General features: G+C 63.7%; 29 protein-coding genes and 1 pseudogene. 4 read left to right on the top strand and 26 right to left on the bottom strand.

Going from position 1 to position 26,380, the window contains the following annotated elements; translation table 11 throughout:
• Positions 1–23: 23 nt before the first annotated feature.
• Together ASE94_RS13420 and ASE94_RS13415 are read left to right on the top strand one after the other, a co-directional pair.
• Positions 24–1,091 (top strand): hypothetical protein, encoded by a 1,068-nt coding sequence (locus tag ASE94_RS13420; protein ID WP_062630838.1) that lies wholly within the window; start codon positions 24–26, stop codon positions 1,089–1,091.
• On the top strand, positions 1,088–3,040 hold the full coding sequence (locus ASE94_RS13415) for an FAD-dependent oxidoreductase (RefSeq protein WP_062630837.1): 1,953 nt from the start codon (positions 1,088–1,090) through the stop codon (positions 3,038–3,040). Before ASE94_RS13420 ends, ASE94_RS13415 begins: the two co-directional genes overlap by 4 nt.
• Here ASE94_RS13415 and ASE94_RS13410 read toward each other — a convergent pair.
• The 5 genes from ASE94_RS13410 to ASE94_RS13390 form a co-directional block, all read right to left on the bottom strand.
• Positions 3,037–4,245, bottom strand: a complete 1,209-nt coding sequence (locus ASE94_RS13410; RefSeq protein ID WP_062630836.1) for a hypothetical protein — start codon at positions 4,243–4,245, stop codon at positions 3,037–3,039. The genes ASE94_RS13415 and ASE94_RS13410 overlap by 4 nt on opposite strands.
• An 84-nt stretch (positions 4,246–4,329) precedes the next feature.
• The gene (locus ASE94_RS13405) at positions 4,330–4,812 is read right to left on the bottom strand and encodes an RT0821/Lpp0805 family surface protein (RefSeq protein ID WP_061907990.1); all 483 of its coding nucleotides are present in this window, start codon (positions 4,810–4,812) and stop codon (positions 4,330–4,332) included.
• A gap of 59 nt (positions 4,813–4,871) precedes the next feature.
• On the bottom strand, positions 4,872–6,302 hold the full coding sequence (locus ASE94_RS13400; protein WP_062630835.1) for a HAMP domain-containing sensor histidine kinase: 1,431 nt from the start codon (positions 6,300–6,302) through the stop codon (positions 4,872–4,874).
• 6 nt (positions 6,303–6,308) lie between these two features.
• On the bottom strand, positions 6,309–6,968 hold the full coding sequence (locus ASE94_RS13395; RefSeq protein WP_061907988.1) for a response regulator transcription factor: 660 nt from the start codon (positions 6,966–6,968) through the stop codon (positions 6,309–6,311).
• Positions 6,969–7,047: 79 nt separating this feature from the next.
• Positions 7,048–7,347, bottom strand: a complete 300-nt coding sequence (locus tag ASE94_RS13390) for a hypothetical protein (RefSeq protein ID WP_062630834.1) — start codon at positions 7,345–7,347, stop codon at positions 7,048–7,050.
• Positions 7,348–7,668: 321 nt separating this feature from the next.
• On the opposite strand from ASE94_RS13390, the gene ASE94_RS13385 reads away from it, so the two are divergent.
• Complete coding sequence (locus tag ASE94_RS13385; RefSeq protein WP_062630833.1) at positions 7,669–8,421, top strand: PDZ domain-containing protein; 753 nt, start codon at positions 7,669–7,671, stop codon at positions 8,419–8,421.
• A gap of 121 nt (positions 8,422–8,542) precedes the next feature.
• Here ASE94_RS13385 and ASE94_RS13380 read toward each other — a convergent pair whose 3' ends face one another.
• The 19 genes and pseudogenes from ASE94_RS13380 to ASE94_RS13295 form a co-directional block, all read right to left on the bottom strand.
• Positions 8,543–9,277, bottom strand: a complete 735-nt coding sequence (locus ASE94_RS13380) for a glycosyl hydrolase 108 family protein (protein ID WP_062630832.1) — start codon at positions 9,275–9,277, stop codon at positions 8,543–8,545.
• Positions 9,267–12,995 (bottom strand): glycoside hydrolase/phage tail family protein, encoded by a 3,729-nt coding sequence (locus ASE94_RS13375; RefSeq protein WP_156352157.1) that lies wholly within the window; start codon positions 12,993–12,995, stop codon positions 9,267–9,269. The genes ASE94_RS13380 and ASE94_RS13375 overlap by 11 nt, the downstream gene beginning before the upstream one ends.
• A 30-nt stretch (positions 12,996–13,025) precedes the next feature.
• A complete protein-coding gene (locus ASE94_RS13370; RefSeq protein ID WP_062630830.1) occupies positions 13,026–13,442 on the bottom strand; it encodes an NlpC/P60 family protein in 417 nt (138 codons plus the stop codon).
• Positions 13,439–14,329, bottom strand: a complete 891-nt coding sequence (locus ASE94_RS13365) for a DUF2163 domain-containing protein (protein WP_062630829.1) — start codon at positions 14,327–14,329, stop codon at positions 13,439–13,441. Before ASE94_RS13365 ends, ASE94_RS13370 begins: the two co-directional genes overlap by 4 nt.
• Positions 14,326–14,946, bottom strand: coding sequence for a DUF2460 domain-containing protein (locus tag ASE94_RS13360; RefSeq protein ID WP_062630828.1), 621 nt, complete (start codon positions 14,944–14,946; stop codon positions 14,326–14,328). Before ASE94_RS13360 ends, ASE94_RS13365 begins: the two co-directional genes overlap by 4 nt.
• Positions 14,947–15,162: 216 nt before the next feature.
• Entirely contained in the window at positions 15,163–15,702 is a 540-nt protein-coding gene (locus tag ASE94_RS13355; protein ID WP_062630827.1) for a phage tail tape measure protein, read from the bottom strand.
• Positions 15,692–15,883, bottom strand: a complete 192-nt coding sequence (locus ASE94_RS13350; protein ID WP_062630826.1) for a rcc01693 family protein — start codon at positions 15,881–15,883, stop codon at positions 15,692–15,694. The genes ASE94_RS13355 and ASE94_RS13350 overlap by 11 nt, the downstream gene beginning before the upstream one ends.
• Positions 15,880–16,194, bottom strand: a complete 315-nt coding sequence (locus ASE94_RS13345; protein ID WP_062630825.1) for a gene transfer agent family protein — start codon at positions 16,192–16,194, stop codon at positions 15,880–15,882. The genes ASE94_RS13350 and ASE94_RS13345 overlap by 4 nt, the downstream gene beginning before the upstream one ends.
• Before the next feature lie 116 nt (positions 16,195–16,310).
• Complete coding sequence (locus ASE94_RS13340; protein WP_062630824.1) at positions 16,311–16,724, bottom strand: phage major tail protein, TP901-1 family; 414 nt, start codon at positions 16,722–16,724, stop codon at positions 16,311–16,313.
• 151 nt (positions 16,725–16,875) lie between these two features.
• Positions 16,876–17,271: a DUF3168 domain-containing protein gene (locus ASE94_RS13335; protein WP_062630823.1), complete on the bottom strand. Its 396-nt coding sequence runs from the start codon at positions 17,269–17,271 to the stop codon at positions 16,876–16,878.
• Entirely contained in the window at positions 17,268–17,609 is a 342-nt protein-coding gene (locus ASE94_RS13330; protein WP_062630822.1) for a phage head closure protein, read from the bottom strand. Before ASE94_RS13330 ends, ASE94_RS13335 begins: the two co-directional genes overlap by 4 nt.
• Positions 17,606–18,172 carry a phage head-tail connector protein gene (locus ASE94_RS13325; RefSeq protein ID WP_062630821.1) on the bottom strand — a complete coding sequence of 189 codons (567 nt, stop codon included), beginning with the start codon at positions 18,170–18,172 and terminating at the stop codon, positions 17,606–17,608. The genes ASE94_RS13330 and ASE94_RS13325 overlap by 4 nt, the downstream gene beginning before the upstream one ends.
• Positions 18,173–18,311: 139 nt before the next feature.
• A complete protein-coding gene (locus ASE94_RS13320) occupies positions 18,312–19,532 on the bottom strand; it encodes a phage major capsid protein (protein WP_062630820.1) in 1,221 nt (406 codons plus the stop codon).
• Between the two features lie 12 nt (positions 19,533–19,544).
• The gene (locus ASE94_RS13315) at positions 19,545–20,021 is read right to left on the bottom strand and encodes an HK97 family phage prohead protease (RefSeq protein ID WP_061907973.1); all 477 of its coding nucleotides are present in this window, start codon (positions 20,019–20,021) and stop codon (positions 19,545–19,547) included.
• A gap of 154 nt (positions 20,022–20,175) precedes the next feature.
• The gene (locus ASE94_RS13310; RefSeq protein WP_062630818.1) at positions 20,176–20,367 is read right to left on the bottom strand and encodes a hypothetical protein; all 192 of its coding nucleotides are present in this window, start codon (positions 20,365–20,367) and stop codon (positions 20,176–20,178) included.
• Positions 20,368–20,388: 21 nt separating this feature from the next.
• Positions 20,389–20,886: a phage portal protein gene (locus ASE94_RS21515; RefSeq protein WP_244484041.1), complete on the bottom strand. Its 498-nt coding sequence runs from the start codon at positions 20,884–20,886 to the stop codon at positions 20,389–20,391.
• A 34-nt stretch (positions 20,887–20,920) separates the two neighbouring features.
• Positions 20,921–21,187: pseudogene (locus ASE94_RS21510) on the bottom strand (phage portal protein); the annotation flags it as partial.
• Between the two features lie 164 nt (positions 21,188–21,351).
• A complete protein-coding gene (locus ASE94_RS13300) occupies positions 21,352–22,638 on the bottom strand; it encodes a terminase family protein (RefSeq protein ID WP_244484040.1) in 1,287 nt (428 codons plus the stop codon).
• A gap of 9 nt (positions 22,639–22,647) precedes the next feature.
• On the bottom strand, positions 22,648–23,052 hold the full coding sequence (locus ASE94_RS13295; protein ID WP_062630816.1) for a hypothetical protein: 405 nt from the start codon (positions 23,050–23,052) through the stop codon (positions 22,648–22,650).
• An 86-nt stretch (positions 23,053–23,138) separates the two neighbouring features.
• Between ASE94_RS13295 and ASE94_RS13290 the strand changes: the two genes are divergently transcribed.
• Complete coding sequence (locus ASE94_RS13290; RefSeq protein ID WP_061907969.1) at positions 23,139–23,411, top strand: KTSC domain-containing protein; 273 nt, start codon at positions 23,139–23,141, stop codon at positions 23,409–23,411.
• A gap of 37 nt (positions 23,412–23,448) precedes the next feature.
• Here ASE94_RS13290 and ASE94_RS13285 read toward each other — a convergent pair whose 3' ends face one another.
• Positions 23,449–24,672 carry a DUF2254 domain-containing protein gene (locus ASE94_RS13285; protein ID WP_062630815.1) on the bottom strand — a complete coding sequence of 408 codons (1,224 nt, stop codon included), beginning with the start codon at positions 24,670–24,672 and terminating at the stop codon, positions 23,449–23,451.
• Positions 24,673–24,959: 287 nt separating this feature from the next.
• Complete coding sequence (locus tag ASE94_RS13280) at positions 24,960–26,216, bottom strand: Hsp70 family protein (protein ID WP_062630814.1); 1,257 nt, start codon at positions 26,214–26,216, stop codon at positions 24,960–24,962.
• Between the last annotated feature and the right edge of the window lie 164 nt (positions 26,217–26,380).

The following is a 26,380-nucleotide window of genomic DNA, read 5'->3' as shown; positions in this document are numbered from 1 at the left end:
TCAGCGCGCCGCAGGCAGGCCGCATGCCTGACATCTTGGTCGAGTTCGCTGTTTTCGGCGCCAGTCCGCTGGCCTGCCTCGTTGCGGGCCTCCTTGCCGAGCGGCATGGAAAAACCGTGGTGCAGATCGCGGAGCCCGAAGCCCGCTATCGGTTGACGCGCAGTATCGATCTCTCTATCGCGCCGATCACCCGGCCCGAAACCTGGGCGCTTTTGGGCAAACTTGTTCCCGAAACGCAGAAGCTGCTGACGCGGATCGGCGGGCGTCGCGTCCTGCGCCGGCTCGACCCGCTGCTCTACGCCGATCACGCAGAAGGTCAGGAAGCTATCGGCCACATTGCTCACATGGCCCGCGCCAATGGGCTGATGGCCGATCGGGTTGCCAATTCGAAGCTTGGACCGAACCGAAGTGCGTTCCGGTTCGGCGACGTGCTGGCAATTGACCGACAAGCGCTGCAGCCACGCTCAGAAAAATGGCTCACGGGTCTAGGCGTCAGGCGTTTCAGCCCCGACTTTGCCACTCTGCACGCCGATGGCGCGACCGAGCTAGTGGATGGCGAAAACACGATCCGCGCCGCGCGATCGATCCTGATCGACGAAGCCGCCATCATGCGACAACTCCCCACCGCGCACTGGCCGGACGAGCTTCAGACCCGCCCCCATGCCAGCATTCTCATTTCCGCCAAGCATCGTCTCGGCAGCGACGTGATGCTCAATCTCGATACCGGTCTGACACTCATCCAACTCGATAGCGGCAGTGTCGCCGCCACGGGCCCCGGCACCCTTTCGCAATTTTCGGCGCGGCTCGCGCAAACACTCTCGGACCGGGGCGTCACCCAACAAATTGGGCAGTCCGGTTTTGACGCGCTTGTCTCACTTGACGGTGCACCGATCATCGACGCTGTGGACACGGGCCCAGTGATCCTTGCCGGCCTTGGCACGACCGGCGCTTTCCTCGCGCCTCTCTTTGCCCGCTACCTGACGAATACCGCGAGCGACGAAGAAGCTGCTTGGTGCGCCGCAAGGAGTTCAGGCACCGACCGCCGCGCCGTCGCCGAGTTCCTTTTCCGCTTGCCGGATCATGCCGCATGAGACCGCAGATTAGTCGGCTACCCGCAAACACCGCCAAGGGCCTTGCTGGCTCGCAAATCGATCGCACCCGGCCCATCGAGTTCCGTATCCAGGGCCGCATGGTCTCGGCGTTCGAAGGCGACACGGTGCTGACCGCGCTCCTCGCTTCGGGAATCGACACCATCGGGACCCATCACGGTCAGCCGATTGGATTGTGCCACGGCGCAGCCCCCGCCATTGCCTATGCCGGCGCTGCCGCCACGCCAGAACTCGCCTTGCCGATGGATCGTGTACCTGCGCGGGGCGGCGCCGATTACGTCTTCGTCGCTCCCGGCAAGAAGTCAGGCCTTATCACCCGCCTGTTCCAGGGTGGCCGCACACTTGGCCTGACGCTGGACGATCATAACAGGAGCCTCGCCGGCCCCTGGCGCAGTCTCGTCGGTCGCACCGAACCCGGTGTCGATGTGCTCGTCATTGGTGGCGGTGTCGCCGGGATGAGCGCGGCTTTGACTGCCGCCCGCGCCGGTCTTTCGGTCACGCTCGTCGAAGCGAGCCCCATGCTTGGTGGCCATTCCGGCCTGTTCGGCACTCAAGATGGCGATGCAACGCCTGAGGACCACGTCACGCTACTGGTCACCGAAATCAAATCCCACGCCGCAATCACCGTTCGCACCCATAGCGAAGCCTTCGCGATCGTGCCGGGTCTTGTCCGCGTGCATCAGATCGATATCAGCGGCGGTCTCGTCACCGGCAAAGTGCTCGACCTACCCGCCCGCTACATCATTCTCGCCACGGGCTCCATCGAGCGCCTCCCCGTCATTCCCGGCAATCGACGGCCCGGCGTCATCGGCGCGCAGGAAGCCTATGAGCTCGCTCAGCGCTACGGCATCTGGTCAGGTCATTCGGTGATGGTCGCAACCTCGGCCAATCCCGCCTACCGCCTTGCCACGCTGCTTGCCGAAACCGGCATCGCACTCGATCGCATTACCGATGGGCGCGATCAGGCCAGTTCGCGCTATATCGAATTTTCGAAGGCTTATGGGTTCCGCTTGTTTCCTGGCACGGTACCAAAGAGCATCGCCACAGCCGACGGGCAGCTTGCCATCGATCTGGCGCATGGAGATGCCGTTCGTGTCGACAGGCTCATCCTCAGCGGCGGCTGGCAGCCCGATCTTACGCTGTGGCACATGGCTGGCGGGCAAAGCCGCTGGAACGCCAATGCGGAGCGGCTCGAACCCATCGGCACGCTCGACACAATCGCTCTCGCTGGCGCCGCCGCGGGCTACCTCACGCGCCAGGGCTGCGTCACCAGCGGCGTTGCCGCGATCAATCATCTGCTCGGCCGGGCTGGTCCCGGTGTCGACGACCCCGTCATATCCGCGCTTTACGAGACGCCCGATCGGCAGATGTGCGCTCTTGAAGCGCCAGACGCGAACCCTGCCTATCTCGATGCCGAAGCCAGTCTAGTCGTTCGCCCTACCCCCCAGCCGCAGCATTGGTTGTCCAAAATCACCGACAGGCAAGGAAGCACTTCGGGCCTTCTCGCCGAATCGCCGCAGCCGCTTTCGATTTCTGCAATTTCCTCGGGCGTCGCTCTTGGCCTGATCCCGCCTGAATCCGCCGGTGTCGTCGCGCAGGAGCGGGTCGCCCTGATCCCTCTCTCGCACCAAGATGCGGCAGACATTTCCGCGCCATCCGAGACCAAGTCTGTCCCAGATTACCTCCAGGGACGGTTTGGCGCCGACGCCATAGTGGTGCAGCTCGATCAGCCCGAGGCGCGCCGAACCGACAGCGGTGCACTCATCTTCCTCGATCACGACACGACCAACCCGCAGCGCGCGGTGGGTATCGTCCTTAGAATGCGGAGTGAGAAGATCGAAGCGCTCTTGGCCGCAGCCCATGCGCAGCCGGGCGTAAGGCTGGTCGTGCGGGATCTCGGCCAGGCGTTCCCGGCCGAGGTAAAGGCTTAGCTGCGCTTTTCCGCGGCGTGCCGCGCGCGCTTCAGCGTCTCGGCATATTCGGCCGAGAATCGCACCTGCGCCATCTGGATCACCGCATCGAGGCGGGCGATCGTATTGGCGTCTTCCGGGTCCTGCCGATAGGTATCCATCGTGCGCTGAATGTGGATTTCCAATGCCTGGCCTGACTGGTTCCAGGCCTGCTCGAACACCGAATTGAGCGCCAAAGAATCCCGGCAATCGCGTACGGTTGCGAGGAGGAAAATCCCGCCAACAGCGGCGAAGAGTTTTTCGGTGTCGAGCCGGTCCGCGTTCTCGCGCCGGCGCATGGCCTGGTTGAGGTCGGTCACGACCTCCTTGAGCCGTGGCTCCAGCCGGTCCGAAACATATTTGGTGATGGCCGAAAGGGTTGCCGTCGCCTGGCTGCCGCGCGAAAACTCAATATATCCCGTCAAGGAGCGCACGAGCTTGTGGAAGCGCTCAAGCGCCCGGCAGATCAGATCCACATCGGCGAATGGCCCATTGCCCTCGAAGAACCGCAACTGATTCTGGGCATGAGCGATATAGGCATCGAGAAGTGGGCCGAGGCCCGCGCGCCGCACGGACACTTCCGTAGCCGCGCCCGAAAGTTTGATGGCGGCGAGAACGAGGATCGTCGGGTTCCCCGCCTGACCAAGCGCAGCGTGGAAAACCAACGCCGCAAGCGCAGGCTCCTGCAGCGGCATGGCCTTGATGGCTGCGGCCAGAGCATTTTCGTCGGAGATTGAATTGGTCGCCTTGCCGAAGGCCTGGGCTTTGCCGAGAAGTGCCCGGTTGCGCAGAGCCAACATCACCGTGGGCAAATGTTGGCGCGTCTCGTCGCCGCCAAGCTGGGCGGAAAGGCGTCGCGCGCCTTCCACATCGGCCAGGCCTTGAGCGAGCGCGGCCTTCATCCGCCCCAGCATTTCGGGCAGAGCAGCTTCCACCTCGGCAGGCGTCAAAGCACCGCTGGCAATGCGATCGGCCGGAAAAATATCATTGCAGATATCACGCGTTACCCAGGTCCATATGGCTTGGGCCGCGTGAGCATTCACCGATCCCTGAAACGTCTCGAGCAAAGGGTCATGCACGAGAACGGAATCGATCAGACCACAGAAAGGGCCTTTAGGCTTTGGTGTCGCGCTCGGTTGGGCAGAAGCCGGCGCAACGGTATCCACGCGGTTGGCGAGCTGTGTCATGGGGCTGTCAGTCAAAAAGAAATTTGACCGACAGCGTACCGAGCGCAGGTAAACAATCCATGTCAGGCATGGATTGACTTGAGTTTATGCGGCGCCCTGAACCACGTTCCAATTGCCGGTCTGCTCACGGCAAGCGGTGCCCTTTTTCACATAGTCTTGGCCATTGGCCTTCACGGTATGCGTGAAGTCGCGGCAATCGAGATTGTTGACGCGGACGTAAGGCCCAACCGAGACCGAGCCGGTCGTGCCCTTGTCGCCAGCCCACTGGCGCGGCGCGCCGGGACGGCCAAACTGGAGCGCGTAGAATTGCGCGCTATTGGCTTCAGCCGAATCCTTTGCCGTCATCACGGCGAGCGCTGCGCTATCGACAAAACCGGTGGAAACGCTGGTCGTCAGGCGAGCCTGCTGCGTCGTCTGGGCCGTGCTTGGCATCATCGGCTGCGTCACGACCGGCATCGGAGCAGTAGCCACGACCGGAGCCTGCGCCACCTGGCTCGTTCCAGTGCTGGAGCAACCGGCAAGCGCCAGAGCAAGGATAGGCATGGCAAACAGGGCAAAGCGATTCATCGTTATGGACCTTATCAGCGTTCGATCGGTACTTGTTGAGCCATTGCGGCGAAAGTGCGTCAGGCGGGGGATGGGCGCCCAATGCCCCCCGCCCGTGCAGCGGGAAGGCGCAGTTCGACCAATAGTCCGCCTAGCGCCGAACGTTTGAGCTCAAGACTTCCGCCATAGACATCAACCAGTTCCTTGACGATATCCAGCCCCAGCCCGCTTCCCGGCGTTTTCTCGTCGAGCCTGACACCGCGGCGCAACACTTTGCGGGCGTCATCCTCGGTCAGACCGGGACCATTGTCCTCGATCCGAATCAAAAGCTGGCTGCCCTTGGCATTGCGTTCGCCCGAAAGCGAAACGTCCACCTGCCCCTTGGACCACTTGCACGCATTGTCGAGCAGATTGCCCGCCATTTCCTCGAGATCGGCTTCATCGCCCCTAAACCAGGGAAGGCCCGCCTCCGGTTGCTCGAAATGAACATCCACGTCGTGATGGATTTTTCCCATCACCCGCGCCAGCCGCGACAGGATCATGCCCGCATCGGCTTTCTTGCCCACGACCGACGTCCGCGCTGCGAGCCGCGCGCGTTCGAGATAGGTCGAGACCATTGTGCTCATCTTTTCGGTCTCGGCCGCCACGGCATCGGCCAATGCGCCATTTTGCGTCCCGGCTTCGTTGCGCAACACGGCAATCGGCGTCTTCAACCCATGGGCGAGATTGCCCACCTGATTGCGCGCCCGCTCGATGATCTGGGCATTAGAGCGCAGCAGTTCGTTGACCTCTTCGGCCAGTGGCGCGATTTCTGTGGGATAGCGCCCGGTGATCTCCGTCGTTTCGCCCTCGCGGACGCTTTCGATTGCCGCACTCAGCCGCCCCACGGGCCGCATGGCAAAGCGCGCGACGATCACGCTCATGATGGCGAGCATTGCGCCCACCGCACCAAGCACAATGAATGTCTGCCCGCGGAAATCGCCGACCAGCCCAAGAATTTCAGTGAGATTGCCGGCGACCTCGATCCGATAGGTCTGGTCACCCATCGAAACACTGCGCTCGACGACGCGCAATTGCGTTCCGAAGGCATCGGACAGCACGCCAGTGCGCCGGCCGAGCGCATCGAGATTCCCGCTCAGCCCAGGCAGATCGATCCCAACGACAGACGTCGACAGATTGACAAGCCGGCCGCTACCATCGCGAATAATCCAGTACCAGCCCGAGCGCGGACGATCGAAACGCGGATCCGCAAGTGTGATTCCTGGGTCGCGCGGATCACCGGCCTCGAGCAAAATCCCCGTGAGGCTCTCGACGTGAAAATCGAGCGTCTGGGATAGCGTCGTATCGAGCGTCCGCGAATAAAGGTCGGTCAGCAAAAAACCGGTCGCGACCAGCGCGATGACGAGCCAGCCGGCCGTCAGCCAAAAAAGCGAAGCGGCAATCGATCCCTTGCGCAGCCAGTGCGGCGCGTTATCGGGCGAAGCAGCCGGTTGTCCGGTCTCGTTGGACAAGCCCGCCTAATCCCCGACGATCTGATAGCCGAGCCCGCGCACGGTCTGGATGCACTCTTCGGGCAGTTTCTTGCGCAGGCGCCCGACAAAGACCTCGATCGTGTTGCTGTCGCGGTCGAAATCCTGGTCGTAGAGGTGCTCGGTCAGTTCCGTGCGCGACACGACCTTGCCCTTGTGATGCATCAGATAGCTCAAAAGCCGCAACTCGTGGCTCGTCAGCTTCACGGCTTGCCCATTGACTGTCACCCGGCCCGAACGCGCGTCGAGCCGCACCGGCCCGGCGGTGATTTCGTTGCTAGCATGACCTGCCGCGCGGCGCACCAGCGCGCGCAACCGTGCCAATACTTCTTCCATATGAAATGGCTTGGCGACATAGTCGTCGGCCCCGGCGTCGATCCCCTGAACCTTATCGCTCCAGCGATCGCGCGCCGTCAGCAGCAGCACCGGCGTGGTTTTGCCCGCACGGCGCCATTCTTCGAGCACCGAAAGCCCGTCCATCTGCGGCAAGCCGATATCGAGCACCACCGCATCATAGGGTTCGGTTTCGCCAAGGAAATGTCCCTCTTCCCCATCGAAGGCCACGTCGACGACATAGCCTGCTTCAGTCAGGGCTTCCTTGAGCTGCCTGTTGAGATTGGTATCGTCTTCGACAACCAGAATACGCATCGCCTGCCCCCGACGCTCAGAGAAATCCGCTGGTGACCACTACCACCATTCTCGCACAAAGGCACAATAGGCTGGAAACCTATTGTGCGCTCAGTGTTAGGTTCTGCGCCTGACCATCCGCCGTCAATACGCCGATGATGTAGACCAATTGCCCGCCCTGATCGCAAACTTGGACATTGAGAATTTCAGCGCTGCCATCGACGCCATTCGCCGCCAGCACCGCATCAAGGGACATGATCTGCCCCGAGGTGACGGCTTCCTGGATCTGTTGCCGGTCAAGACAAGCCTGTGCCTGGCTCGCTCCCGTACCCGAAAGGGCCAAGGCAAGAGCCAGTGCAATGGCGGCAGCGGCGGATGGTTTTGGGGCTTTCGTGTTCATGGCGTGAAACTAGCGGCACCTAGCTGAATGGGACATGAATAAGGCAGGTCATATCCGAAAGCTGATTGTCCCGATTTCGTTCCGTCATGCCATGTCGTCACTGAAACGGTGGGTTTATTCGGCGACTTCCAAAGATAGCGATCGCCATGATTATCTGCCCCGCCCGAGTTCACCAGACAGTCTTCTGGCCCTGAGAATATGCTCTGTGGAACCGAATTGAGATGATCAATTTTAGCCCCACCACTTAAATTCCCGACACGAACGTAATAGGGGTGCTTTAGCCTCCGTTCCGTCACATCAGCTGACGTTGGGGAAAAAATAATGTCGAAGCCGATCCGGTCCATGCTCCTTCTGGGAGCTGCAGCCCACCTGTCCATTCTTCCACTTGCCGCGACCGTGCCAGTGGTGCTGGCGCAGGCCAACCTGCCCGCGCCATATGTATCTCGAGCGTTCGATGCCGTCGTTCTGCCGATCGACGAGAGCGTTCGAAGCGCTTTCGCGCTCAATGCAGCCGACAGCGGCGTCCTGGTCCTTGCCGTTGCGCCTGACGGTGTTGCCGCTCAGAACGGCGTCGAACCGGGTGAGATCATCCATCAGGTCAAGGGCAAGGACATTGCCACGCCGATCGAACTCGATGAGGTGGTTTATTTCTGGCTCACCCAGCAGGTTTCAGATTTCAGCGTCGACTATTATCGCGCCGGTGTCTTGTCCTCGTCAGACGTGATCATCACACTCGAACTCTACGAGGCAGCGCTCGACGTAGCTGCCGTGTCCAATTGGACGTCCTGGAGTTACGAGGGCTTCAGCTACGAGGAATATACCGTCGAATACTCCGAAGAGATCGTTGAAACTTACGAAGAGTCCGAAACCACCATTGAGGAAACGGTGACCTCAGAAGAGTTCTCGTCGGAACTCGAAGAGGACAGCCAGGAAGACGAGGCCTCTGACGAATCCGAGGAAGCGGCGTCAGACGACGCTGATGCGGATGATGGCGCCGCGGACGACGGTGACGAAGCCGATGATGGCGGCGAAGATGATGGCGCGGATGACGGCGACGGTGGGGAGGAGGAGTAACCTCATCATCCGCTCCGGAACGCCGACATTGGCATAGCACCAGTTTACCGAACTGGGACTGGAGGTATTCCAGTCCCAACCACACTGAAATCGCTCGGCATCATTCGAGGCAGAAGCCCCGTCAAACCGCGCCCGTCTTCAATCCCTTGCGCAGAAAGATGATAGCCAGCGCTTCGAGAATGAGATTGCCTGCTGCGCCGCCATCGAGCGATGGCAAATCCACGCCCAGCACCTGCGCCAACCCCGCCAGCAGCATGAACGCCGCGACGATATAAGTGCGATAGCCCGAGAAAACATCCATCGGCAGTCTCCTTTGCATGGAAGTGGAATTTTCGACGGCGCCCAGCGCAGCCGCGCGCACGGCGGCCACACGGCTGGTCCAGCCGCGGCCGAAAACCGGAAAAGTCGCGAGCCCGCGCAGGAAGGTGAGCCGCCGGTCGCAAACTGCGTTGATCAGCGCCCTACTGTCAGCCGCACCAAGCGCCGCGAGCGTCTTCGGCCCGACTTCACCATCCGCCGCGACGCCGAGCGCCGCCTGCAAGACGCGCGCCGCCCGATCCGGCCCGGAATTGACCGCAAAATCAAACACCGCGAGGTCCACGCCCGCCGGCATCGCCCCGGCCTTACAAGGGTTCCAGTATTGTGCCCGATAGATCTGCGCCGCCTCGGCCCGGCTCAGCGCCTTCACCGCGCTTTTCGGCAAGTCGGTCCAGGGCGAAATTTTTCGCCACCGCGCCAGTGTCTTGCGCGTGATCCCCATATTCGTCGCGCCGCCAGGATCGCTCGGATGGTCGCTATAGTCCCCCTCGTGCTTCAGCACCTCCTTGAGGCACCGCTCAAACCGCTCATCCGCCATAGCCCTGCTCCCGTGCCTGCCCCGCTCCCAAAGCCGGGCTCACCTGCGCCACCGTGTAGACAAAGCCCGTCGCCGCACCGCCAAAGTCGGCCACCTGCTCGGCGAGGCTATAGCTCGCCTGCGCGGTCCCGGTATCGATGACGCGCTTGACTGTAGGCCCATCAAAAATCGACAGCCGATAGTACTCCGGCACCACATCGAGCCCCGGCTCCGCCATGCCCCAGGCATCATCATCCGCCCGGCTTCTTCTGATCCAACTGAAGGCGATGGCCCCGTCACTCAGCCGCCTGACCCGCAGATGCACCGGCGCCAAGGGTAAGGCCGCCGCCACCGGGGTCACGGCCGAAACCACCTGCCCCATAAGATCAGTGCTGCCGGCATAAGCCCGAACATCCCGCGCCTCGCCCAGCCATCCCGTCTCCACCGGCACAGCATTGACGCGTCCATCGAGCACCATGACACGACATCCCGCCGAAACCGGCCCCACCGCCCCATCCGTCCCGCTCAGTCCACGCAACAGCCTTGAAAGCCGATACACCCCCGGCTCGATGAGTTCAGCCTCGGCAAAGCCGATCACCTCCCAAGCCCCCGCATCCGTCTCGACCGCAATCCGATTGCCACCCGCCAAAACCGCCGGCTCAGCCCCATCGGCCAAATGCCCACCATAAAGCCGGATGGTCAGCGCATTGCCCCGGTCCCAAACCGCCCGCGGCCCAGCCCCAAACGCCTCCACCACCTCTCCCAGCGTCGCCGGCCGTTCGACCTGCGTCAGTGCCGCACCTGTCGCTGCATCCACCAACCGCACCGTCCCTGGCCACGGCCGCGCAAACGCGCCTACCACCAAGCGGCTGCGCGTAGGATCACCAGGCACCGGCGGCAAATGCGCCAGCGCAATCATCGGCGTCGCCGCCAACCCCGCCACCGGCGCAGGAGCCGGTGGCCGCGTCAGCCCCGCAGCCGTCGCGACCCCAGCCGCCACCGCCCGCGCCGTCACCCGCCGCACCAGCCCGTCCCGGATTTCCGTGATCTCAAACGGCCCCTCAGCCAGCCCCTCCACGGTCACCCGATCCCCCGGCTCCACGGCAAGGAGGCTCGACGGCAGCGCAAGCTCGACTGTATCAAGCGACGCTGCCCGATCATCGAGCAACCGCTCTGACGCCAGCCTTGCCCCTGCCCCATCGAGCACCATGGAGAGGCTCTCGCTGACCAGCGGCCCCGTCCCCGGCCGGATCGACGTCGCCGTTGCCACCAGATAATCGCGGTCGCGGTCGACATGGCTCAGCGCCAATCGCGCCGGCCGCTCCTCCGCCGCCGCCCGACGGCGCGCCAAGATCGGCCCCTCGCCCTCCGCGAGCGCCTCGTGATCGAGCGTCACCGCCGCCGATCCACGTCCCGAGACAGCCGTCAGCACGCCCTGCCGGGCCAACAGCCTCTGCCCCGTAATCTCCAGCAGCGGCTCCAGCGCCTCTCGCGCCGTCCCCGGCGATGCCAGCATCACGCCAGTCACCATCGGCTGCACTGCGCCCGAAACCAGCGTCACCCCATGATCCCGCGCGATTGCCGCAGCCAGTTCGTCCGTCGCCATGCCGCCCAGCCGCCCGGTCAGCCAGTGCCCCGTCAGATGGTTTTGTCCATCCGCCCAGACCTCGGTCAGCGCCGGAAAGGCCGGATAAGGCCGCGCATCCCAGGTCCAGCAATAGATCCGCTCGACATCGACCATGCCCGACGGATTTTTCGCGGGATCACTCCAATGCCGGTAGTGCGCCCGCAGATATTGTCGCTGCATCAGCGCATCGGGCGCCCCATTGGAGAAGTATGGCCGCCCACCCTCGGCGCTCTTGGCGTCGCCAAAAATATTGGGCTGGTTCGCGCCCTTGTCGACCGCCGCGCAGCCCAATTCCATGAGCCAGATCGGCTTCGCCCCCGGCACCCAGGCCGTCGGCACAGCCGCTCGCACCCCACCCGGCCGGTTGAAATGCTGCTGGCTCCAAAAGCTGACCAGATCCTTGAACCGCCAGATCCACGGCTCGCCATATGCGCCATCCGCAATCGGCGTCCGCACCTGGTTCAGCCGATCGGTGTCGCTCGCATAGAACCAGTCGAACCCCTCGCCCCCAGCGATATTGCCGCCAAGATAATTGAGATCGTGAATACCACCTGTCGCTGCATCGAGATGCCCCTCGCCCTCGCGCCAATCGGTCGCCGGCATGTAATAGTCGATCCCAACCGCATCGATGGCAGCCGATGCCCAGAGCGGATCGAGGTGGAAGAACTTCTCGCCCCCGCCCTGCAACCCGGCATATTCGCTCCAATCCGCCGCATAGGTCAGCTTCACGCCGGGACCGACCAGCGCCCGCACATCGCCCGCCAAGGTCAGCAGTGCCGAAACGAACGGAAAACTATTCCCCGCTCCGCGCACCGTCGTCAGCCCGCGCATTTCCGAGCCGATGATAAACGCCTCGGCCCCGGCCTCCGCCGCTAGGCCCGCATAGTGCAGCACCATGGCGCGATAACCCTGCACGAATGCTGCCACTTGCGCCGCAGCCGCTGCGCTCCCATCGGGAGACCCCGCCCGTCCAGCCGCCGGATGACATGTGATCCGCCCGCGCCACGGATAACTCGCCTGCATCGCCCCGCCATAAGGATCGGGCAGGCCATTACCCGCCGGCACATCCATCATCACCATGGGATAAAGCGTCACCGAAAGCCCGCGCGCCCGAAGGTCGGAAATCGCTGCACGCACTGCTGCATCCGATGGCGTACCGCCATAAGCCGGCCCGCCCGCATGGCTCGACACCACCGGCACATCCCCGCGCGAAAACCCCGCGACGCTCCATTCGACGCCCTCGACCACACGCTCCGCCGCCTCCACCCGCGGCCCGATGGCGCAGGACCCACAGCGCAGATCGTCCCCAAACCAGGCCACCACCAGCGAAACATGTTTGAGGTTCGGGCAAAGCTCCTGCAGCTCGTCGATCGACACCGTCCAGTCGCTGACACCGGGCAGCACATGCGCGTTCTCGGCCTGGCCCGTCCCCCGTCCCAACACGCGAAAGCGCGGCACCGGGTCATAACCAAACTCGGTCGCGCCGGGGATCACCGTGATCGCCCTCATCGCGGGCTCCAGCTCACCCACCGGCCGGCACAGCTCGACTGAAATCTGCGGAATGCGATTGCCGAAGCGCGAGAGCGGCAGGTTTTCGAACACGATGTAGCAAAGCCCGCGGTACGCCGGCGCCTGTCCCGTCCCCTGCGTCGCTTCGATCAGGCTATCGGGCGCCTGGTCCTCGCTCCCCGCATAAAAGCGGAAATTGAGCCCGCGCGTATCGAGCAATTGCCCATCCGCCCAAATCCGCCCCAGCCGCGCCGCAGTCCCTTCGCAAAAGCCGATGGCAAAGCTCGCGCCGATTTCGTCGTCTTCCTCCTGCCCAAACCCCTTGGCGCCCGACGTCTCACCCCCGAGCCGCTCCAGCTCCCGCGCCCAGATGATATTTCCGGCCAGCCGCCCCCAGCCATAGAGCCGCGGGATCGGCACGCCCTCCGCCGATCCGCCAATGCGGACGTCAAAGGCGCGCTGCTGCGGCTTTTCGCCAAACAGCATCCCATCGACAGCACTCCCCGCCAGCGCCCCCAGCGCCCGCCCGATCGTCGCCCCGATCGGCCCGCCCACCAGCGCCCCGGCAAACTGCCCCGCCAAGGATAAAGCCAAAGTCGCCATGTTTTTGGTCCTGTTATTGAGATGTGGTCGCTACGGAAACACGAACCTACCGCTCACCCGCTTCACCCAGCCCGGCGTCAAATTCGCCTCGACTACGCCGAGCTTTTCCTGCGCATGGATGAACCGATCGGCTCCAACCAAAATCCCGCAATGCCGCGCCTCGTCGAGCCCATTGAGCCGAAACAGCACCACCTGTCCCGCCTCAACCGCCCCCTCCGCCGGCAGCAAAAACCGCTCCGCCGCTTCCCGCAGCGCCCCAGCATGCTCCGGATCTCGCACACTCGCTCGATAGGCGGGAACCGTCACGGGCTCCTCGCCATAAAGCGCCCGCCAGACCCCGCGCAGCAGCCCTAGGCAATCGCACCCCGCGCCCTGTGTCGAAGTCCGATGCCGATAGGGCGTGCCGAGCCAGGCCCGCGCCGCCGCAACCACCGCATCCCCGGTCATCGCACCACCGCCCGCCCATCGAGCGCGTCGCCCTCGCGCGGATAGCGCAGCACGAAGTCATTGCCCGGCACATGCGGAAAGCCGCGAAACCCCGCGCCATTGCCGAATTTGTCCCGGCACGTGGCAAAGCGCCGGTCACACCCTGCCGTGACCTTCAGCGTGTCGCCCGGCAGCACCCAATCGCCCACCCGCTGCCCAAATCCGATGAGATCGCCAGCGCCACTCTTGCGATGCGTCAAAACCGCGTCCGCCAGCCCGCTCTTCTTCCCCGAAGCCCAATGCCCCATGCCAAAGGCAAACCAATCCTCGGCAAAACCGCCGAGCCCACTGACCTCCACCCGAAACGCATCAATGACCGCGACCACTGTCGCCACCGCCCAGCGCCCCGGTGCACCGAGATCGACACCACACCGCGCATCCCCCACCACCGCATCGCACAGCCCCTGATAGAGCCGGCCGCCGGTCTTATTCAGCGCTGCTTCCGCTGAGCGCAGTTCCGCACGAAAAATCCCATCTTCACGCACGATCTCGCCGATCGTATCGACCCGCAGCAGCAGTCGCTCCTCCGGCGCCTGCCAGTTCACCCGCCAGGTCTCTACCCGCGCGCCATCGTAGCGCCCGAGCAAGATATCGTCCTCGGCAATGGCGGCATCATCGAGAATGCCCAGCACCTCGCCCGTCTCCACCTGCGCCCCGAGCCGCACCGGCACCTCGCCGCCCTCAAGCCCATGCATCGGCCGGCACGCCGTCCCCTCGACCACCAGCTCCAGGTCGTGATCGGTAAATCCGAGCACGACCCCATCGGATCGCAACACCCGCCAACAGGTCGCCAGCGTTGTCTCGCCCTGCGCCAGATGGGCTGCCAAACCCGCGCTCACCGTCTTCATGGCAAGATCTCCACCAGCGGGATGTTTGGCGCCTCGGCCGCATCGAACCCCGACCATTCGACATCGAGCCGATCGGTATCGAAGCGCACCGGCACATCGAACAAAAACCCCGCCGTCACCGCCGCTCCCGCACTCGGCGCCACGGCAAAGCTGACAATCCCCGTCGTCACGTCAACGCTCCAGCCACTCATCGCCTCGACACCCGCCACCGCCACGCGCACCGAGCCCGAAACCGGCTTCCGGATTGGCCGCTGATAGGGCGCAAAGCTCGCCCCATAGGTTTTCATCAGCTGAAAACTCTTCGTCGCGCCATCGCCGGTCCCGATCGCCTGATCTCCTGGCATCGGCACCCCGCCACCCGATGAGTGATCCATCCCGTCGCGCCACAAAAACCCATGCAACCGCCCGCGTCTTTCCTCGAAAAACGCCAGCACCGCCTGCATATCCGCCCGCGATTTCACCCCATAACCGGCATTGTACTTCCGCTGCGAATGCGCCCACCGGCCATTGCGCTGCTCGCCTCCGCCCGCGAGGGTGACGACATCCGTCTTCCGCTCCGGCCCACCCCGCGCCCCCAGCGCAATGTCGAGCGGAAACCGCACATGATGAAATGCCATTCTTTTGCTTCCCCAGTCTCGGTCCTCCCCTCGCCCCTTGCGGGAGAGGGACAGGAATTTTGCGTTCAGCAAAAATCCAGAGTGAGGGGTTCTCTCCTCCGCAAAGGAGCGCACTGATAGCGCTGAGAAATATCCCTCATCCCAACCGCAATTCGCAGCTGCGCATTCGGTGCCCCCTTCGGGGCACCTTCTCCCGCAAGGGGAGAAGGAAGAAGCTCAGCTTCCCCTCGACCCCCGCCTGACGGCCCTCAACAGCATCGCGCTCACCTCCGCCTCGCTCGCCGCAAAGCTTCGGGCATCGCTCGCCGTCACATTGAACGTCACATTGACCCCGCCACCGCCGCCTGCGACGCCGAGCCGACCATCCGGCCCGCGCGCCAATGGCATGATCGCCTCCGGCCCCGCCTCGCCCGCCAGCCCGATGGCCCCACCCATCGGAAAATAGGTCGGCGCCGCAATCACCCCGCCCTTCGCGTGTGGAATGATCGCTGGATTAAGGCCCACAAACAGCCCCTCCAGCGCATTGCCCGCGAGCGTTTCCAGCGGCTTGAACGCCGCTTTCAGCGCCATGTCGGCAAAAGCCCTGCCGACGCCGACAATCACTGACTCCAGCGATTTCCCATCGAGGAGCGCACTGCGAAAGCCGGAGGAGATCGACCGCGCCACCCCATCCGCCAGCGAATGAATGCGCTTGATCTCGACGGACACATCGCCGAGCTCGTTCCTGAAATCCTCGTCGAAGAGATTATCTGCCATCTGGGAAGCGCTCCATCAGCGCTTCGAGCCCCGGCCGGTCCATCGACCCCGCCCGCTCGCCCACCACTGCGCCCCAGGCTGCCGCCAGTTCACGCGGGCTCATTTTCCAAAAAACCTCGGGCGGCAGACGCAATACGCCTAAACCAAACTGCATGGTGTCCTTCCAGGGAAACGGCCTCATGCCGCTTCCCCAAACGTCGCCTGCAGCAAGCGCACGGCAATATCAGCCGCCCCGCGCAACCCGCCCTCGACACTCATCTGCGCCAGGTCATCATCGGAAATGGCATTGCCACCCCCGCGCAACCCTGCCCCAATAATCGCCGTCAAATCCCGCGCCGAAATTTTCCCGCCGGCAAACCGCTCGGCCAGTCCCGCGAGATCCCCCGCACCCAGCCGCGCCTCCAACTCCGCCAGCGCCCCCAGCGTCAGGCAAAGCGTCCGCGTCTCGCCACCGATCTCGGCAGCGATTTCTCCTCGATGAATGTTTGGCATTTTGTCTCCTCAGAAAAACGTCGCGCAGCGACACCTCACCCTCGGGGGGAGAGGTCGACCCTCTTGGGTTCACCGAATTCGCGTCTGCGAATTCGGTTGGGGTGAGGGGGCCTTCCCTAAGCCGCCACGAACGTCACTTCCCCGGCACTTTCTAGCGCCAGGTCGAACGTCACTTCCCCCGCATGGTCAGCCGAAAATTCCAGCGCCACGATCTGGAACGGCCCCTGCACCGTCCCAAAATGCGGCAGAATAAGCTGCCAATTCCGGATCGTGCCGCCAAAGAAAAGGCTCCGGATGAGCCCATCCGAAGCCTGGTCCTTGAACACCCCGGCCCCCGAAACCGAAGCCCGCTTGACCCCGCCGCCCGCCAGCAATTCCCGCCAGCGCCCCGCGCTTTCCTGGTCCGTCGTATCGACACTCGCCGCATTGAACGCCAGGCTCCGCGTCCGCAGCCCCGCCACCGTCAGAAAACTTCCCGACCCCGTCTGGTCGAGCTTTAAAAGCATATCCTTGCCGCTCTGCGCTGCCATCTTGTGTCTCCCACCAAAGTCCCCCTCATCCGGCGCTTCCGTGCCACCTTCTCCCGAGAGGGAGAAGAACAGACCGGCGTTCACCTCTTATTCCTCGCCCCCTCGAGGAGAGGTGGCCGAAGCGAAGCGGAGGTCGGTGAGGGGGATGCCGTCACTCGCTCAAAAACCGCAGCAAAACCGCCGCCCGCGCCTGTCCTGTCGCCGTATCGATCACCGTCTCGGTCCGCACATGCTCGGCCAGCGTCACGGCCAACCCCACCGGCGCCAGCCCAACCCGCGCCGCCATCACCCGCTCGGCAATCGCCAACGCCGCCTTCCGGCTCGCCCGATCGGCCCAGCAATGCACCATCACCCGATGCTCCTGCCCCGGCGTCCCGTCGCCATCGGCCTGGCGCGTATCGTGCCGGTCGATCACCACATAAGGCGCTGGCCTATTCTGCGGCGGTGCATCGAACACCCCGCCCGCCCCAATCAGGGCGGTCAGCGCAGCATCCGCCTCAAGCGCCGCCACCAGCGCCCCCTGCAGCAAAACGATCGGATGGCTCATCCCGTCACCTGCGTTTCGCTGCACGAACAGCTCAAATAGGCTCGTCGCCCATTAAGATCCGCCGCGCTGACCACATCGAGATTGCGCCCGCGATAGATGATCCGGTCCCCCGGCCCGAGATCAGGCCGAAACCGCAAAACCACCGCATGCGAAATCGCCACCATGCGCCCATCGGCATTGCTGCCCTGACGCCCGGAAAGACTGCGCACCCGCGCCCAGGCATTGCCCAACGGCACGAATATCCGCGCATGCCCGCCTTCCGGCTCCGCCACGCTTTCGCGCCGCCTGAGCTGCACCCGATCGGTCAGCGTCCCGATCGGCGGCACCGCCTCACTCACAGACGCACCCGCTTATGCGCCGCCACCAGCCGGTCAAACCCCGTGGGGACCACCGCCCCCGAACCCGCCACGATGACGGCATCGCGATGCTCATGCCAATGCGCGATCAGCCCCAGCATCGCCTGTTTGAGATCCGCCGGCACCTCGTCCGGTTCGGTTCCAAACCCCGCGACATAATCGATTTCGATCCCCTGCCGCTCCTGCAGCGCCGGCATGCCAACCACGACGCGCGGTACCATCAAGCGATCGGGCTCGGACCGAAACTGATCGAGCGGCAATTCATGGCTCGCACCATTGCCATCGGTCGCCAAAATCTCGGTCACCGCAATAAGCGGCGCCACCGGCAGCTTGACGACACCATTCTCCGGCCAATCGTCGAGCACCACCCGCCAACTCTGCGCCAACAGCGCCTTGCCAGTGATGCCCTCCACATGCAGCCGCGCCGCCCCGATCAGTGTCGTGATCAGCCCGTCTTCCGCACCATCCTCGACTTTCAGAAACCCCTTCGCCTCGACAAGCGAAACCGGCTCCTCAGCGGGCCCCGCCAGGAGATAGGACGTCATATTTTTAATCCTTGTTTGGGAACGCCGCGGCACCCCACCCTTCCTCCCCCTGATAGGGGGAGGGGTGCTGCGGTGGCTCTCCGCCGTTATCTCTAACTCGATAGGTCCCTCCCCCCACCAGGGGGGGGCTAGGCGGGGGTCAGCTGACACCAAACTTGAGCAGCTTGATCGCGTCATAATCCGCGATCCCGCCCCCAACCCGCTTCGTCGTATAAAACAGCACATAAGGCTTGCTCGAATAAGGATCACGCAAGACGTTCACCCCCTGGCGATCCACAATCAAATACCCGCGCCGGAAGTCACCAAAGGCCACCGAAAGCGAATTCGCCCCCACGTTCGGCATGTCCTCCGCCTCCACCAGCGGAAAGCCCATGAAGCTGGCACGGCCATCCGCAGCCGCCGCCGGCTGCCAGAGATAATTGCCGTCCGCATCCTTGAGCTTGCGCAGCGACCCCTGCGTCTTGCGGTTCATCACCCAGGTCGCGTTCTGGCGATAGCCGGCCTTGAGCGCATAGACGAGATCGATCAGCACATCGCTGGCATTGCTCGTCGGCAGCGCACCCGCCGCACCCGTCGCGACATAGCCGAGATTACCCCAGCTCCAGCTCGTCTCCGCCACCGTCGTCGCCGCGAGGAACCCCGTCGGCTTGTTGACGCCATTGCCGGTCACAAAAGCCGTCGTTTCCTGCGCCGCAAAAGCCGCGTTCACCTCGTCGGCAATCCACTGGCCGACATCGACCGCGGCATCGTCGAGGAAAGCCGTAGTCGCCGCCGGCATGGCGTAGAGTTCGGTCGTCGGATAGGTCAGTTCCGCCAGCGTCTGGCTCGACGTCGTCGGTCGGCTCGCCGCCTCGCCCACCCAGCCCGTCTGCGGTCCGGTCACCGTGATCGGGCGCTTATAGATCGAGGCCGAAACCTGGCGCACGCCTGCGATAGCGCGGATCGGTGAAATGCCCGTCATCAGCCGGGTGATTTCCACCTCGACCTCGCTCGGCACCACATAGCCGCCATCGGCGCCGACGCCGACCTGCAGCGCCTTTTCCTCGCCGCGCTTCACATAGGCCGAAAAGGCTTCCTTATATTCGCCATTGGGCACCGCGCCCTTGCCCTCGAGCGCCGGGCGGCCACGCTCCGCCGTCGCGCGATCGAGCGCCGCTTTCTGCCCGTCGAGCACGGCATTGAGCTTTTCGAGCTTGCCTTCCAGCAGCCCGTCGGCCGTGCCGCGCTTTTCAATTTCCTTCAGGCGCTGGTCATTGGTGCGCTTGAACTCCTCGAAAGCAGAGGAAAATTCGCCAAACAGCGCGGCAACGTCAGTCCCCGCGCCGGCCTTGGTTTCAAGTCCGTCGTCAATCCGATCCATGTCGGCATCCTTCTATCGGTTACGGATAGTTCTCGTGGCGGCCGCAATGGCGGCGCCGGCCGAAATGGGAACAGCGATCCGCGCCGCCTCCATCATCGGAAAGGTCACGATCGAAATTTCATAAAGATCGATCTCGTGCAGCAGCCGGTTCCCCGCCTGCCGGCTGGCTTTCACGGTGCGAAAGCCGATGGAAAGCCCATCGAGCGCCTCGGCCTCGATCAGGCGTTTGAGGGCATCCGCCCGCGGCACGCCGGGCACGAGCCGCCCACGCGCAAAAAGCCCGTGAGAATCCTCGCGAAGCTCCTCCCAAAAGCCCACCGGCTCCTTGGGATCGTGCTGAAACAATAGCCGAATGCGCCCTGCGCGGCTCCTGAGGCTTTTGGCAAATGCCCCCGGCAAGACAATATCGCCGCCGCTATCGAGCCGGTCGAACACGCTCGCATATCCCGCAAAGCGTCCATCGGCATCGACAGGAATTGGCCCCGCCATCAGCGCTTGCTCCCAGCCCGCCCCTGCGGCCGAGCGGCAGATCGCCCCGACGGTTTCGCCATCGGCTTCCCCTTATCCGCCAGCGTCCCCGCCAGGTTCCAGGCAAATTGCCGAAACGTCTGCACCGCCGCCTCTCGCCCCTGCTTTTCCGCCATTACTCGTCCCCCCTGCGAAAGAGCCTATTGAGGCTCGCAATCTCGCTCACGAAATCATTGAACCGCTTATTCCCCGCCGCCATCTCCCGCAGCGCCCAAACCAAGAGCGAACTCGCCCCCGTCGCCCACAAAAACAGCGCCAGATGCGCAAGATCCCCGCGCTCGACGATGGTTTTCGTCAGATCGTCCATGATGTGTCCCCCTCAGCGAAGTCAGGTGGGCGAGACACCAACCATCTCCCGCTTCTCCGCATCGCTCAAAAAGTCCGCGCCCCCAACCCTCGCCCAAAGCGCCGCGCGATCCTCCGCCAGCGCCTCGACCTCGTCGAAATCCGGCACGACCTGCGCGCCGTCGAATGCCGGCCCCAGCCACAGGCTCAGTTCCTGCGCCACCCGCACCACCAGCGGCACCAGGGTTTGCCGCCACAGCGCCCGATTGGCCTCGGCCATATTGGCATAGGTATTGTCGCCCGGAATCCCAAGCAGCATGGGCGGTACGCCGAAGGCGAGCGCAATGTCCCGCGCCGCCGCATGCCGCGCCTCGATGAAATCCATCTCGCGCGGGCTCATGGCGATGGCCTTCCAGTCGATCCCACCATCGAGCACCATGGGCCGCCCGGCATTGGCGGCGCCCGAAAAATTCTCTTCCAGCTCTTCCTTGAGCCGTCGGAACTGTTCCTCCCACCGTGCGCCCACCGGCCGTATAGTCATAGCCCACCGGCCAGCCGTCACCACCTGAGAAGACCCGCATCCGATCGGGCCGCAGCACAAACAGCGCCTTCACCCCGCCATCGACGATCCCGGCCTGCAGATAGGCATTCCCCGCCGTCTGCAGATAGGCATAAACCGCCTCCAGCATCTCCGCGCCCGATTGCCGCCCATTCGGCCTTTGTAGCAGCGCCACCAGCGGATGCTCGCTCACCGCCTTTCCGTCCACCCTGACCACCAGCGGCACCCGGTTCGCCGTCTCGGCAATCAGCCGGACGCAGCGATAAACCACCGGATTACGCATAAAGCCCTGATTGACGAGGCTCGCATAACCCCGCCCACTCCACTGCGCCGGCCCCAAGGCGCTCAACGTCATCATCGATTGCCCGCCAAAACTCTTCGTTTCGCTAGGCGTGTTCTTCCCTCCGCCAAACAGGCGGCCCATCCAGTTCGGCATTTTTTTGATCCTTAGATTACCCGCACCCTCGGCCCCTGTCCCTTGAGCAAAAGCTCCGTCAGCGCCCATACCAGCGCATCCACCCGGTCCGGCGAATGTCCATCCGCCTTGCCATCCGGCCCAAAGGCACAGAGCTCATCCTCAAGCGCCGTCAGCCCCTCCACATGCCCGATGAGTCCCCGTGCATAAAGCGCCGCCACCGGCTCCGCCCGCACCCACTTGCCCCGGCTCGCCCGCACCTCGATCACCGGCACCGTCGCCTTCACCTGCGTAATCAGCCCCTTCACCAGGTCCCCGCCCTGGTTCACCTCAACGACTATCGCGTCCGCCTGATGCGCCTCATACGCCGCCACGGCCCGCCTCGCCCAGGTCAGCGGCGCCACCCCCTTGAGCGTCGCGTCTTCGAGCACCACCGCGCCCTCGCCACTGCGGCCCACAACCACGATCCCGCACGCATCCGAGCGCGCCGTCCCCGTCACCGGCGGATCGACCGCCACGACGATCCGCCCGTCGATCACCCCGCCCTCGCGGAAAATCCCCCGCTGCCAGAGCGCATCGGGTCGATCCTCGATCAGCTCGCCCTCAAGCTCCTGCCGTCCCAGAACCGTGCCACGATAGCGCGCGACAACGGCGTCCAAAAACGTCGGCGCCAATTGCGCCTTGTTTTCCTCCGTCGTGATCCGCACCGTCACCGTCTGCGGGTCGGCCAACAGCCGCTTGATCAGCCGTGTCGGCCGCGGCGTCGTCGTCACCAATTGCCGCGGCCGGTCCCCCAGTCGCAGCCCGAACTGCAATTGATCGAAGGCCTCTTCCGCCCTTGGCCATTTTCCCGCCTCGTCGCACCAGGCAGCGGCAAATTGCGGTCCGCGAAACCGTTCCGGGTCCGATGCCGTCATGATCGACGCCTCGACCCCATTGGGCCAGACCAGCCGATTGCCCCCGCGCAGGATCGGTCTCTCATCGTCGGGGTGCACCGCGATAATGCCGCTTTCGCCGCGCACCATGATGCTCAGCGCTTCGGTCATCGTTTCGCCCACCAGCGCAATCGGCGACACCCGCTCCCGCGCCAGTGCACGCACCCATTCCGCGCCCGCCCGTGTCTTGCCCGACCCGCGCCCGCCCATCAGCAGCCACGTCGTCCAGTCGCCTGCCGGCGGAAGTTGCTTGGGAAAGGCCCATTTCTGCCAGTTGAAGAGCATCGTCTCGACATCTACGTCTTCAAGCCGTTCGACCTGTTCTTTCTCTGTCAGGCGCGGTCCCTGGACAGGTGCATTGTCCCAAACATCCGTCTCGGTCACGCCCCGCCCCTATCGTCTGTTAAACTGCTCCAACTGCTTGACGAGTTTAGCCCGCATGGCCGTCATGTCCTTGCGGCTCGCCGGTTCCACATCGGGCTTGGTCGCCCCCTGCTTGATCAGCGTGTCGAGCGTTTTCACCGTTTCGCTCAGCGCCTTGACCTGTTTGTCGATCGGTTCGTCCACCGCCTTCTCCAACTGTCTCACCTGCTTGTCCAAAACCCTGAGCATCCGCGCGACGATGTCGCCATGCTTGGGCACCCGAGCCCGCGAACTCAGCCAGCCTTCCAACTGCCGGCGATAGCGCAACTGCATCTCGGAAATCCCATGCCGCTGGCAGATCACCGACGGCAAAAACAGCCGGCCTTCATACTCTTCCCGAATGGTCTCCCAATCGGGCTTGCGCGCGTCGTCCATGTCATTGACTCGATTGTGAATCCGCCCAAGCGGAACGCCGTGGAATCGGGCTGGATTCATTTCTGTGGCCCCAACGGAAGAGCCCGATGTCCACCGCCATCCGCCATATGCACTACAAATCCGACAGCCAGGAGCTATCGGTCTGGTTCGGCCCCGATTTCCGCCGCTACAAATATTTCGGCGTGCCGCAGCACCTCTATGAGGCCTTCAGCGAAGCCGACAGCCAAGGCCAGTTCTTCAACCGCTTCATCAAAGGCCGTTTTGATTGCATCCCGGTCGCCAAACCCGCCAATCCCAACAAAGGCTGGCAATCCGTACGCCGCGTTTCACCCACTTCTTCGACCATACCCAAACAATAGCAGGTCACCGTGACGCGGGGATAAGATGGATAAGTTTTTAGTCGATCCAGGCTGAAGATCGCCGCAGCGCCGCAGAATCGCGCGGCGATTTCATCGCCCCTTCAGCCCGCTCCAGAGCATCTTCTCCCAGCGCGCGCGCTGCCCCGGCAAAGCTCGGATTGCACGCCGCCACCGTCTCCAGGCACTTCATCAGCCGGATCATGACCTCGACAATATGCGCCCCGTCGCGCGCCAAAGGCCGGAAGACATCCTCAAGCACATCGGCAGGATCAAGCCGGGCCACGAACACCCGGTCATGCTTGGCGTCCTCTTTTTCATCCTCGAATTCGAGCAGCAGCCGGGTCACCGTGTCGATGACGTCGATCGCCGTACCCGGATCGTTGATCCCCGCGGACATGGCCTTGTCGGCGATTTCGCCGAGCACGACAAAGCCGAAACGCGGATCGGAATCATAGCTGCGCGTGTCGCCGATCACGAAACAGGCCGCCAGTTCCTCCGCGACGTCTTGGCCAAAAGACCCTTCGACCGCGAGCACGGGCCGCACCGGCGTCGCATAGGCGCCCGGCCGGGCCAGCACCGCCAAGGTCAGGTCATGCTCTTCCGCCAGCCGCTGCAGTTCGACCGTGTCGCAGTGCTGCACATAGCCGGGCTTGAGCGCAGTAATCCGTTCGCCCTGCGGCTCGCCGTCCAATAGGCGCCCATCGAGCAGCGGATGCTCAGCCATCACGGCGAGCGCATCGTGCGTCGCTTTTTCCACTGCATCGATCGTATTGCCCACCCGCCCGATCGCCGAAATCTGACCGATCCAGCGGATAAGTGCCGCCACGACAAGGACGAGCACGCCGAGCGTTACGACGAACAGAAAAAGCCGCCCGGCTTCGCTATAAAGCCCCGCCGAAAGCCCGATAATGCCGACGATGGAAAACAGAAATGCCCCGATAAAAACCGAGATCGAGGTCTGCGCCCGCAGATCGCCGGCAACGAGCGGCACCGCCCGCGGCGTCGTCGCGCTCGAGGCACTCGACAACGCCCCGACGACGGTCGAAAGCGCAAAGACAGCGACGGTGAGAAGGCTCGATGCCAATATCTGCAGGATCGACTGCACGGCATTGGCCGGCATGACGAAAGGCAGCTCGTCCGGCGCAAAGCGCGCCAGGATATAGGCGATGACGACGGTCAGCACCGCCAGCGCCGAAAACGCCGCCGGCAGAAACCACATGCGCTGCAATAACTGGCGCAGTTTGAACCGGATATAACTCATGAGCCCCCCTTTCCTCTCGGAATGCGCGGGGTCGGAATTGGATGCGCCTTGAGCCTAAGGCCCCCTCACCCGCCGGCTACGCCGTCGACCTCTCCCCCCTAAGGGAGAGGTGGGTGATCACCAATGTCGCGGAGCGACACCTCTCCCTTGGGGGACTTCGAATTGACCCGAAGGGAAAATCGCTCCGGTGAAGCGATTTTAAGTGAGAAGGCCATGAGAGCTATGCTCGAATGGATTGTCGGCCCTCTTGGGCCGGGTGAGGGGGCCTTCTGGCGCTCGCAAACGCCTCACCCAAAAACCCGCTTAGCCTCCATCGCTAAGCCAAGCCCCACGCTCCCCAACACATCCGTCCGCACCACATCGGCGTCCGGAAAGAGCCCCTGCAATTGCCCGGCCACTGCCGGCACCAGCGTCGAGCCACCCGTCAGGATCAAACTATCCACCGCCTCGCGCCCAACCCCCGCACGCTTCAGTGTTTCGCCGATTGCCGCTTCCAGCCGGCTGATCGAATCCGCCAGTGCAGCGCCCAATTCCGCCGCCGTGATCGTCGTCTCGATCGTCCGGTCCCGCACCGGAAAATCAAATAGCGTCTCGGCCCGGTCCGACAGATCGATCTTGGCTTCTTCCACACGCCCGATCAGCCGGTGCCCCAGCCGATCTTCCACCAGCATCACCATGGTCTCGACCCGATCAGGGTCCTTCGCCTCGCGCATGGTCGAGCGCAGATCGCGCTGCGCCTGCGCGTCATACAGCCGGTTGATCCGGTGCCAGGTTGAAAGCTCCACATAGGGCGCCACGGGCAGATAGCGCTTGCCGTCCCGCGTTTCGCTGCCAAGCCCAAGCTCAGGCATCACCTTGGCCATCGACAGCAACCGGTCAAAATCGGTCCCGCCGATATGGACGCCCGCCGTCGCCAGAATGTCGCCGCTGCGATCCGCCAGACCGCTTCGTTCCGGCGAAACCCGCACCACCGAAAAGTCCGAGGTGCCGCCACCGAGGTCGACGATCAGCGCCAGCCGCTCGCCATTGACCTGCCGCTCATAGTCGAGCGCCGCCGCAATCGGCTCGAACTGAAAGGCGATCTCTTCAAAGCCCTGTGCTCGCACTGCCGCCTCGAGCTGCCCCTGCGCTGCCGTATCAGCCACCGGATCGTCATCGACAAAATGCACCGGCCTGCCCATCACCACCTGGGTCAGTTCATCGCCGAGTTTTGCCTCGGCGCGCTGCTTCAATTCCCCGACAAAGCTGCCGATGATCTCGCCAAAGCCGAGCCGCCGCCCCTTTATCCGCGTCGTATCGTTAAAGAGCGTCGTCCCCAACACGCTCTTGAGCGAGCGCATGAGGCGCCCATCGGCCCCACTCACATATTCCGCCACCGCATCGCGCCCAAACCGCAGCTTGTCGTCTTCGAACCCGAAGAACAAAACGCTCGGGATCGTCCGGCTCTCGCCCTCCAGCGCCAACAGATCCGGCTGACCATCCGTCCCAATCCGCCCAAGCGTCGAATTGGAAGTGCCAAAATCGAGGCCACAACTCAGCGCCATCGCAAACCGTCCAAGAAAAGGGAAAAGCGCGGCAACCGCGCGGGGACGGGCTCTATAGGGGGTGAGCCTTGGCTTGGCAACCGCTGGGGGAGAGAAAGGCGTACAGCCATCACGTCGCGCCGAGCGTTACACGGCGTCATTCCCGCGCAAGCGGGAATCTCTTC

Source organism: Devosia sp. Leaf64, from assembly GCF_001421945.1.
GTDB lineage: Bacteria > Pseudomonadota > Alphaproteobacteria > Rhizobiales > Devosiaceae > Devosia.
Note: the sequence above shows the minus strand (reverse complement) of the source record. Positions and strands in the feature narration are given on the sequence as shown.

What these genes read in the sequence shown, in the direction of transcription:
- ASE94_RS13420 (WP_062630838.1), top strand. Translation starts at nt 24, where the DNA reads ATGCCTGACATCTTGGTCGAGTTCGCTGTTTTCGGCGCCAGTCCGCTG.
- ASE94_RS13415 (WP_062630837.1), top strand. Translation starts at nt 1,088, where the DNA reads ATGAGACCGCAGATTAGTCGGCTACCCGCAAACACCGCCAAGGGCCTT.
- ASE94_RS13410 (WP_062630836.1), bottom strand. Translation starts at nt 4,245, where the DNA reads ATGACACAGCTCGCCAACCGCGTGGATACCGTTGCGCCGGCTTCTGCC.
- ASE94_RS13405 (WP_061907990.1), bottom strand. Translation starts at nt 4,812, where the DNA reads ATGAATCGCTTTGCCCTGTTTGCCATGCCTATCCTTGCTCTGGCGCTT.
- ASE94_RS13395 (WP_061907988.1), bottom strand. Translation starts at nt 6,968, where the DNA reads ATGCGTATTCTGGTTGTCGAAGACGATACCAATCTCAACAGGCAGCTC.
- ASE94_RS13390 (WP_062630834.1), bottom strand. Translation starts at nt 7,347, where the DNA reads ATGAACACGAAAGCCCCAAAACCATCCGCCGCTGCCGCCATTGCACTG.
- ASE94_RS13385 (WP_062630833.1), top strand. Translation starts at nt 7,669, where the DNA reads ATGTCGAAGCCGATCCGGTCCATGCTCCTTCTGGGAGCTGCAGCCCAC.
- ASE94_RS13380 (WP_062630832.1), bottom strand. Translation starts at nt 9,277, where the DNA reads ATGGCGGATGAGCGGTTTGAGCGGTGCCTCAAGGAGGTGCTGAAGCAC.
- ASE94_RS13375 (WP_156352157.1), bottom strand. Translation starts at nt 12,995, where the DNA reads ATGGCGACTTTGGCTTTATCCTTGGCGGGGCAGTTTGCCGGGGCGCTG.
- ASE94_RS13370 (WP_062630830.1), bottom strand. Translation starts at nt 13,442, where the DNA reads ATGACCGGGGATGCGGTGGTTGCGGCGGCGCGGGCCTGGCTCGGCACG.
- ASE94_RS13365 (WP_062630829.1), bottom strand. Translation starts at nt 14,329, where the DNA reads ATGAAGACGGTGAGCGCGGGTTTGGCAGCCCATCTGGCGCAGGGCGAG.
- ASE94_RS13360 (WP_062630828.1), bottom strand. Translation starts at nt 14,946, where the DNA reads ATGGCATTTCATCATGTGCGGTTTCCGCTCGACATTGCGCTGGGGGCG.
- ASE94_RS13355 (WP_062630827.1), bottom strand. Translation starts at nt 15,702, where the DNA reads ATGGCAGATAATCTCTTCGACGAGGATTTCAGGAACGAGCTCGGCGAT.
- ASE94_RS13350 (WP_062630826.1), bottom strand. Translation starts at nt 15,883, where the DNA reads ATGAGGCCGTTTCCCTGGAAGGACACCATGCAGTTTGGTTTAGGCGTA.
- ASE94_RS13345 (WP_062630825.1), bottom strand. Translation starts at nt 16,194, where the DNA reads ATGCCAAACATTCATCGAGGAGAAATCGCTGCCGAGATCGGTGGCGAG.
- ASE94_RS13340 (WP_062630824.1), bottom strand. Translation starts at nt 16,724, where the DNA reads ATGGCAGCGCAGAGCGGCAAGGATATGCTTTTAAAGCTCGACCAGACG.
- ASE94_RS13335 (WP_062630823.1), bottom strand. Translation starts at nt 17,271, where the DNA reads ATGAGCCATCCGATCGTTTTGCTGCAGGGGGCGCTGGTGGCGGCGCTT.
- ASE94_RS13325 (WP_062630821.1), bottom strand. Translation starts at nt 18,172, where the DNA reads ATGACGTCCTATCTCCTGGCGGGGCCCGCTGAGGAGCCGGTTTCGCTT.
- ASE94_RS13320 (WP_062630820.1), bottom strand. Translation starts at nt 19,532, where the DNA reads ATGGATCGGATTGACGACGGACTTGAAACCAAGGCCGGCGCGGGGACT.
- ASE94_RS13315 (WP_061907973.1), bottom strand. Translation starts at nt 20,021, where the DNA reads ATGGCGGGGCCAATTCCTGTCGATGCCGATGGACGCTTTGCGGGATAT.
- ASE94_RS13310 (WP_062630818.1), bottom strand. Translation starts at nt 20,367, where the DNA reads ATGGACGATCTGACGAAAACCATCGTCGAGCGCGGGGATCTTGCGCAT.
- ASE94_RS21515 (WP_244484041.1), bottom strand. Translation starts at nt 20,886, where the DNA reads ATGACTATACGGCCGGTGGGCGCACGGTGGGAGGAACAGTTCCGACGG.
- ASE94_RS13295 (WP_062630816.1), bottom strand. Translation starts at nt 23,052, where the DNA reads ATGGACGACGCGCGCAAGCCCGATTGGGAGACCATTCGGGAAGAGTAT.
- ASE94_RS13290 (WP_061907969.1), top strand. Translation starts at nt 23,139, where the DNA reads ATGTCCACCGCCATCCGCCATATGCACTACAAATCCGACAGCCAGGAG.
- ASE94_RS13285 (WP_062630815.1), bottom strand. Translation starts at nt 24,672, where the DNA reads ATGAGTTATATCCGGTTCAAACTGCGCCAGTTATTGCAGCGCATGTGG.
- ASE94_RS13280 (WP_062630814.1), bottom strand. Translation starts at nt 26,216, where the DNA reads ATGGCGCTGAGTTGTGGCCTCGATTTTGGCACTTCCAATTCGACGCTT.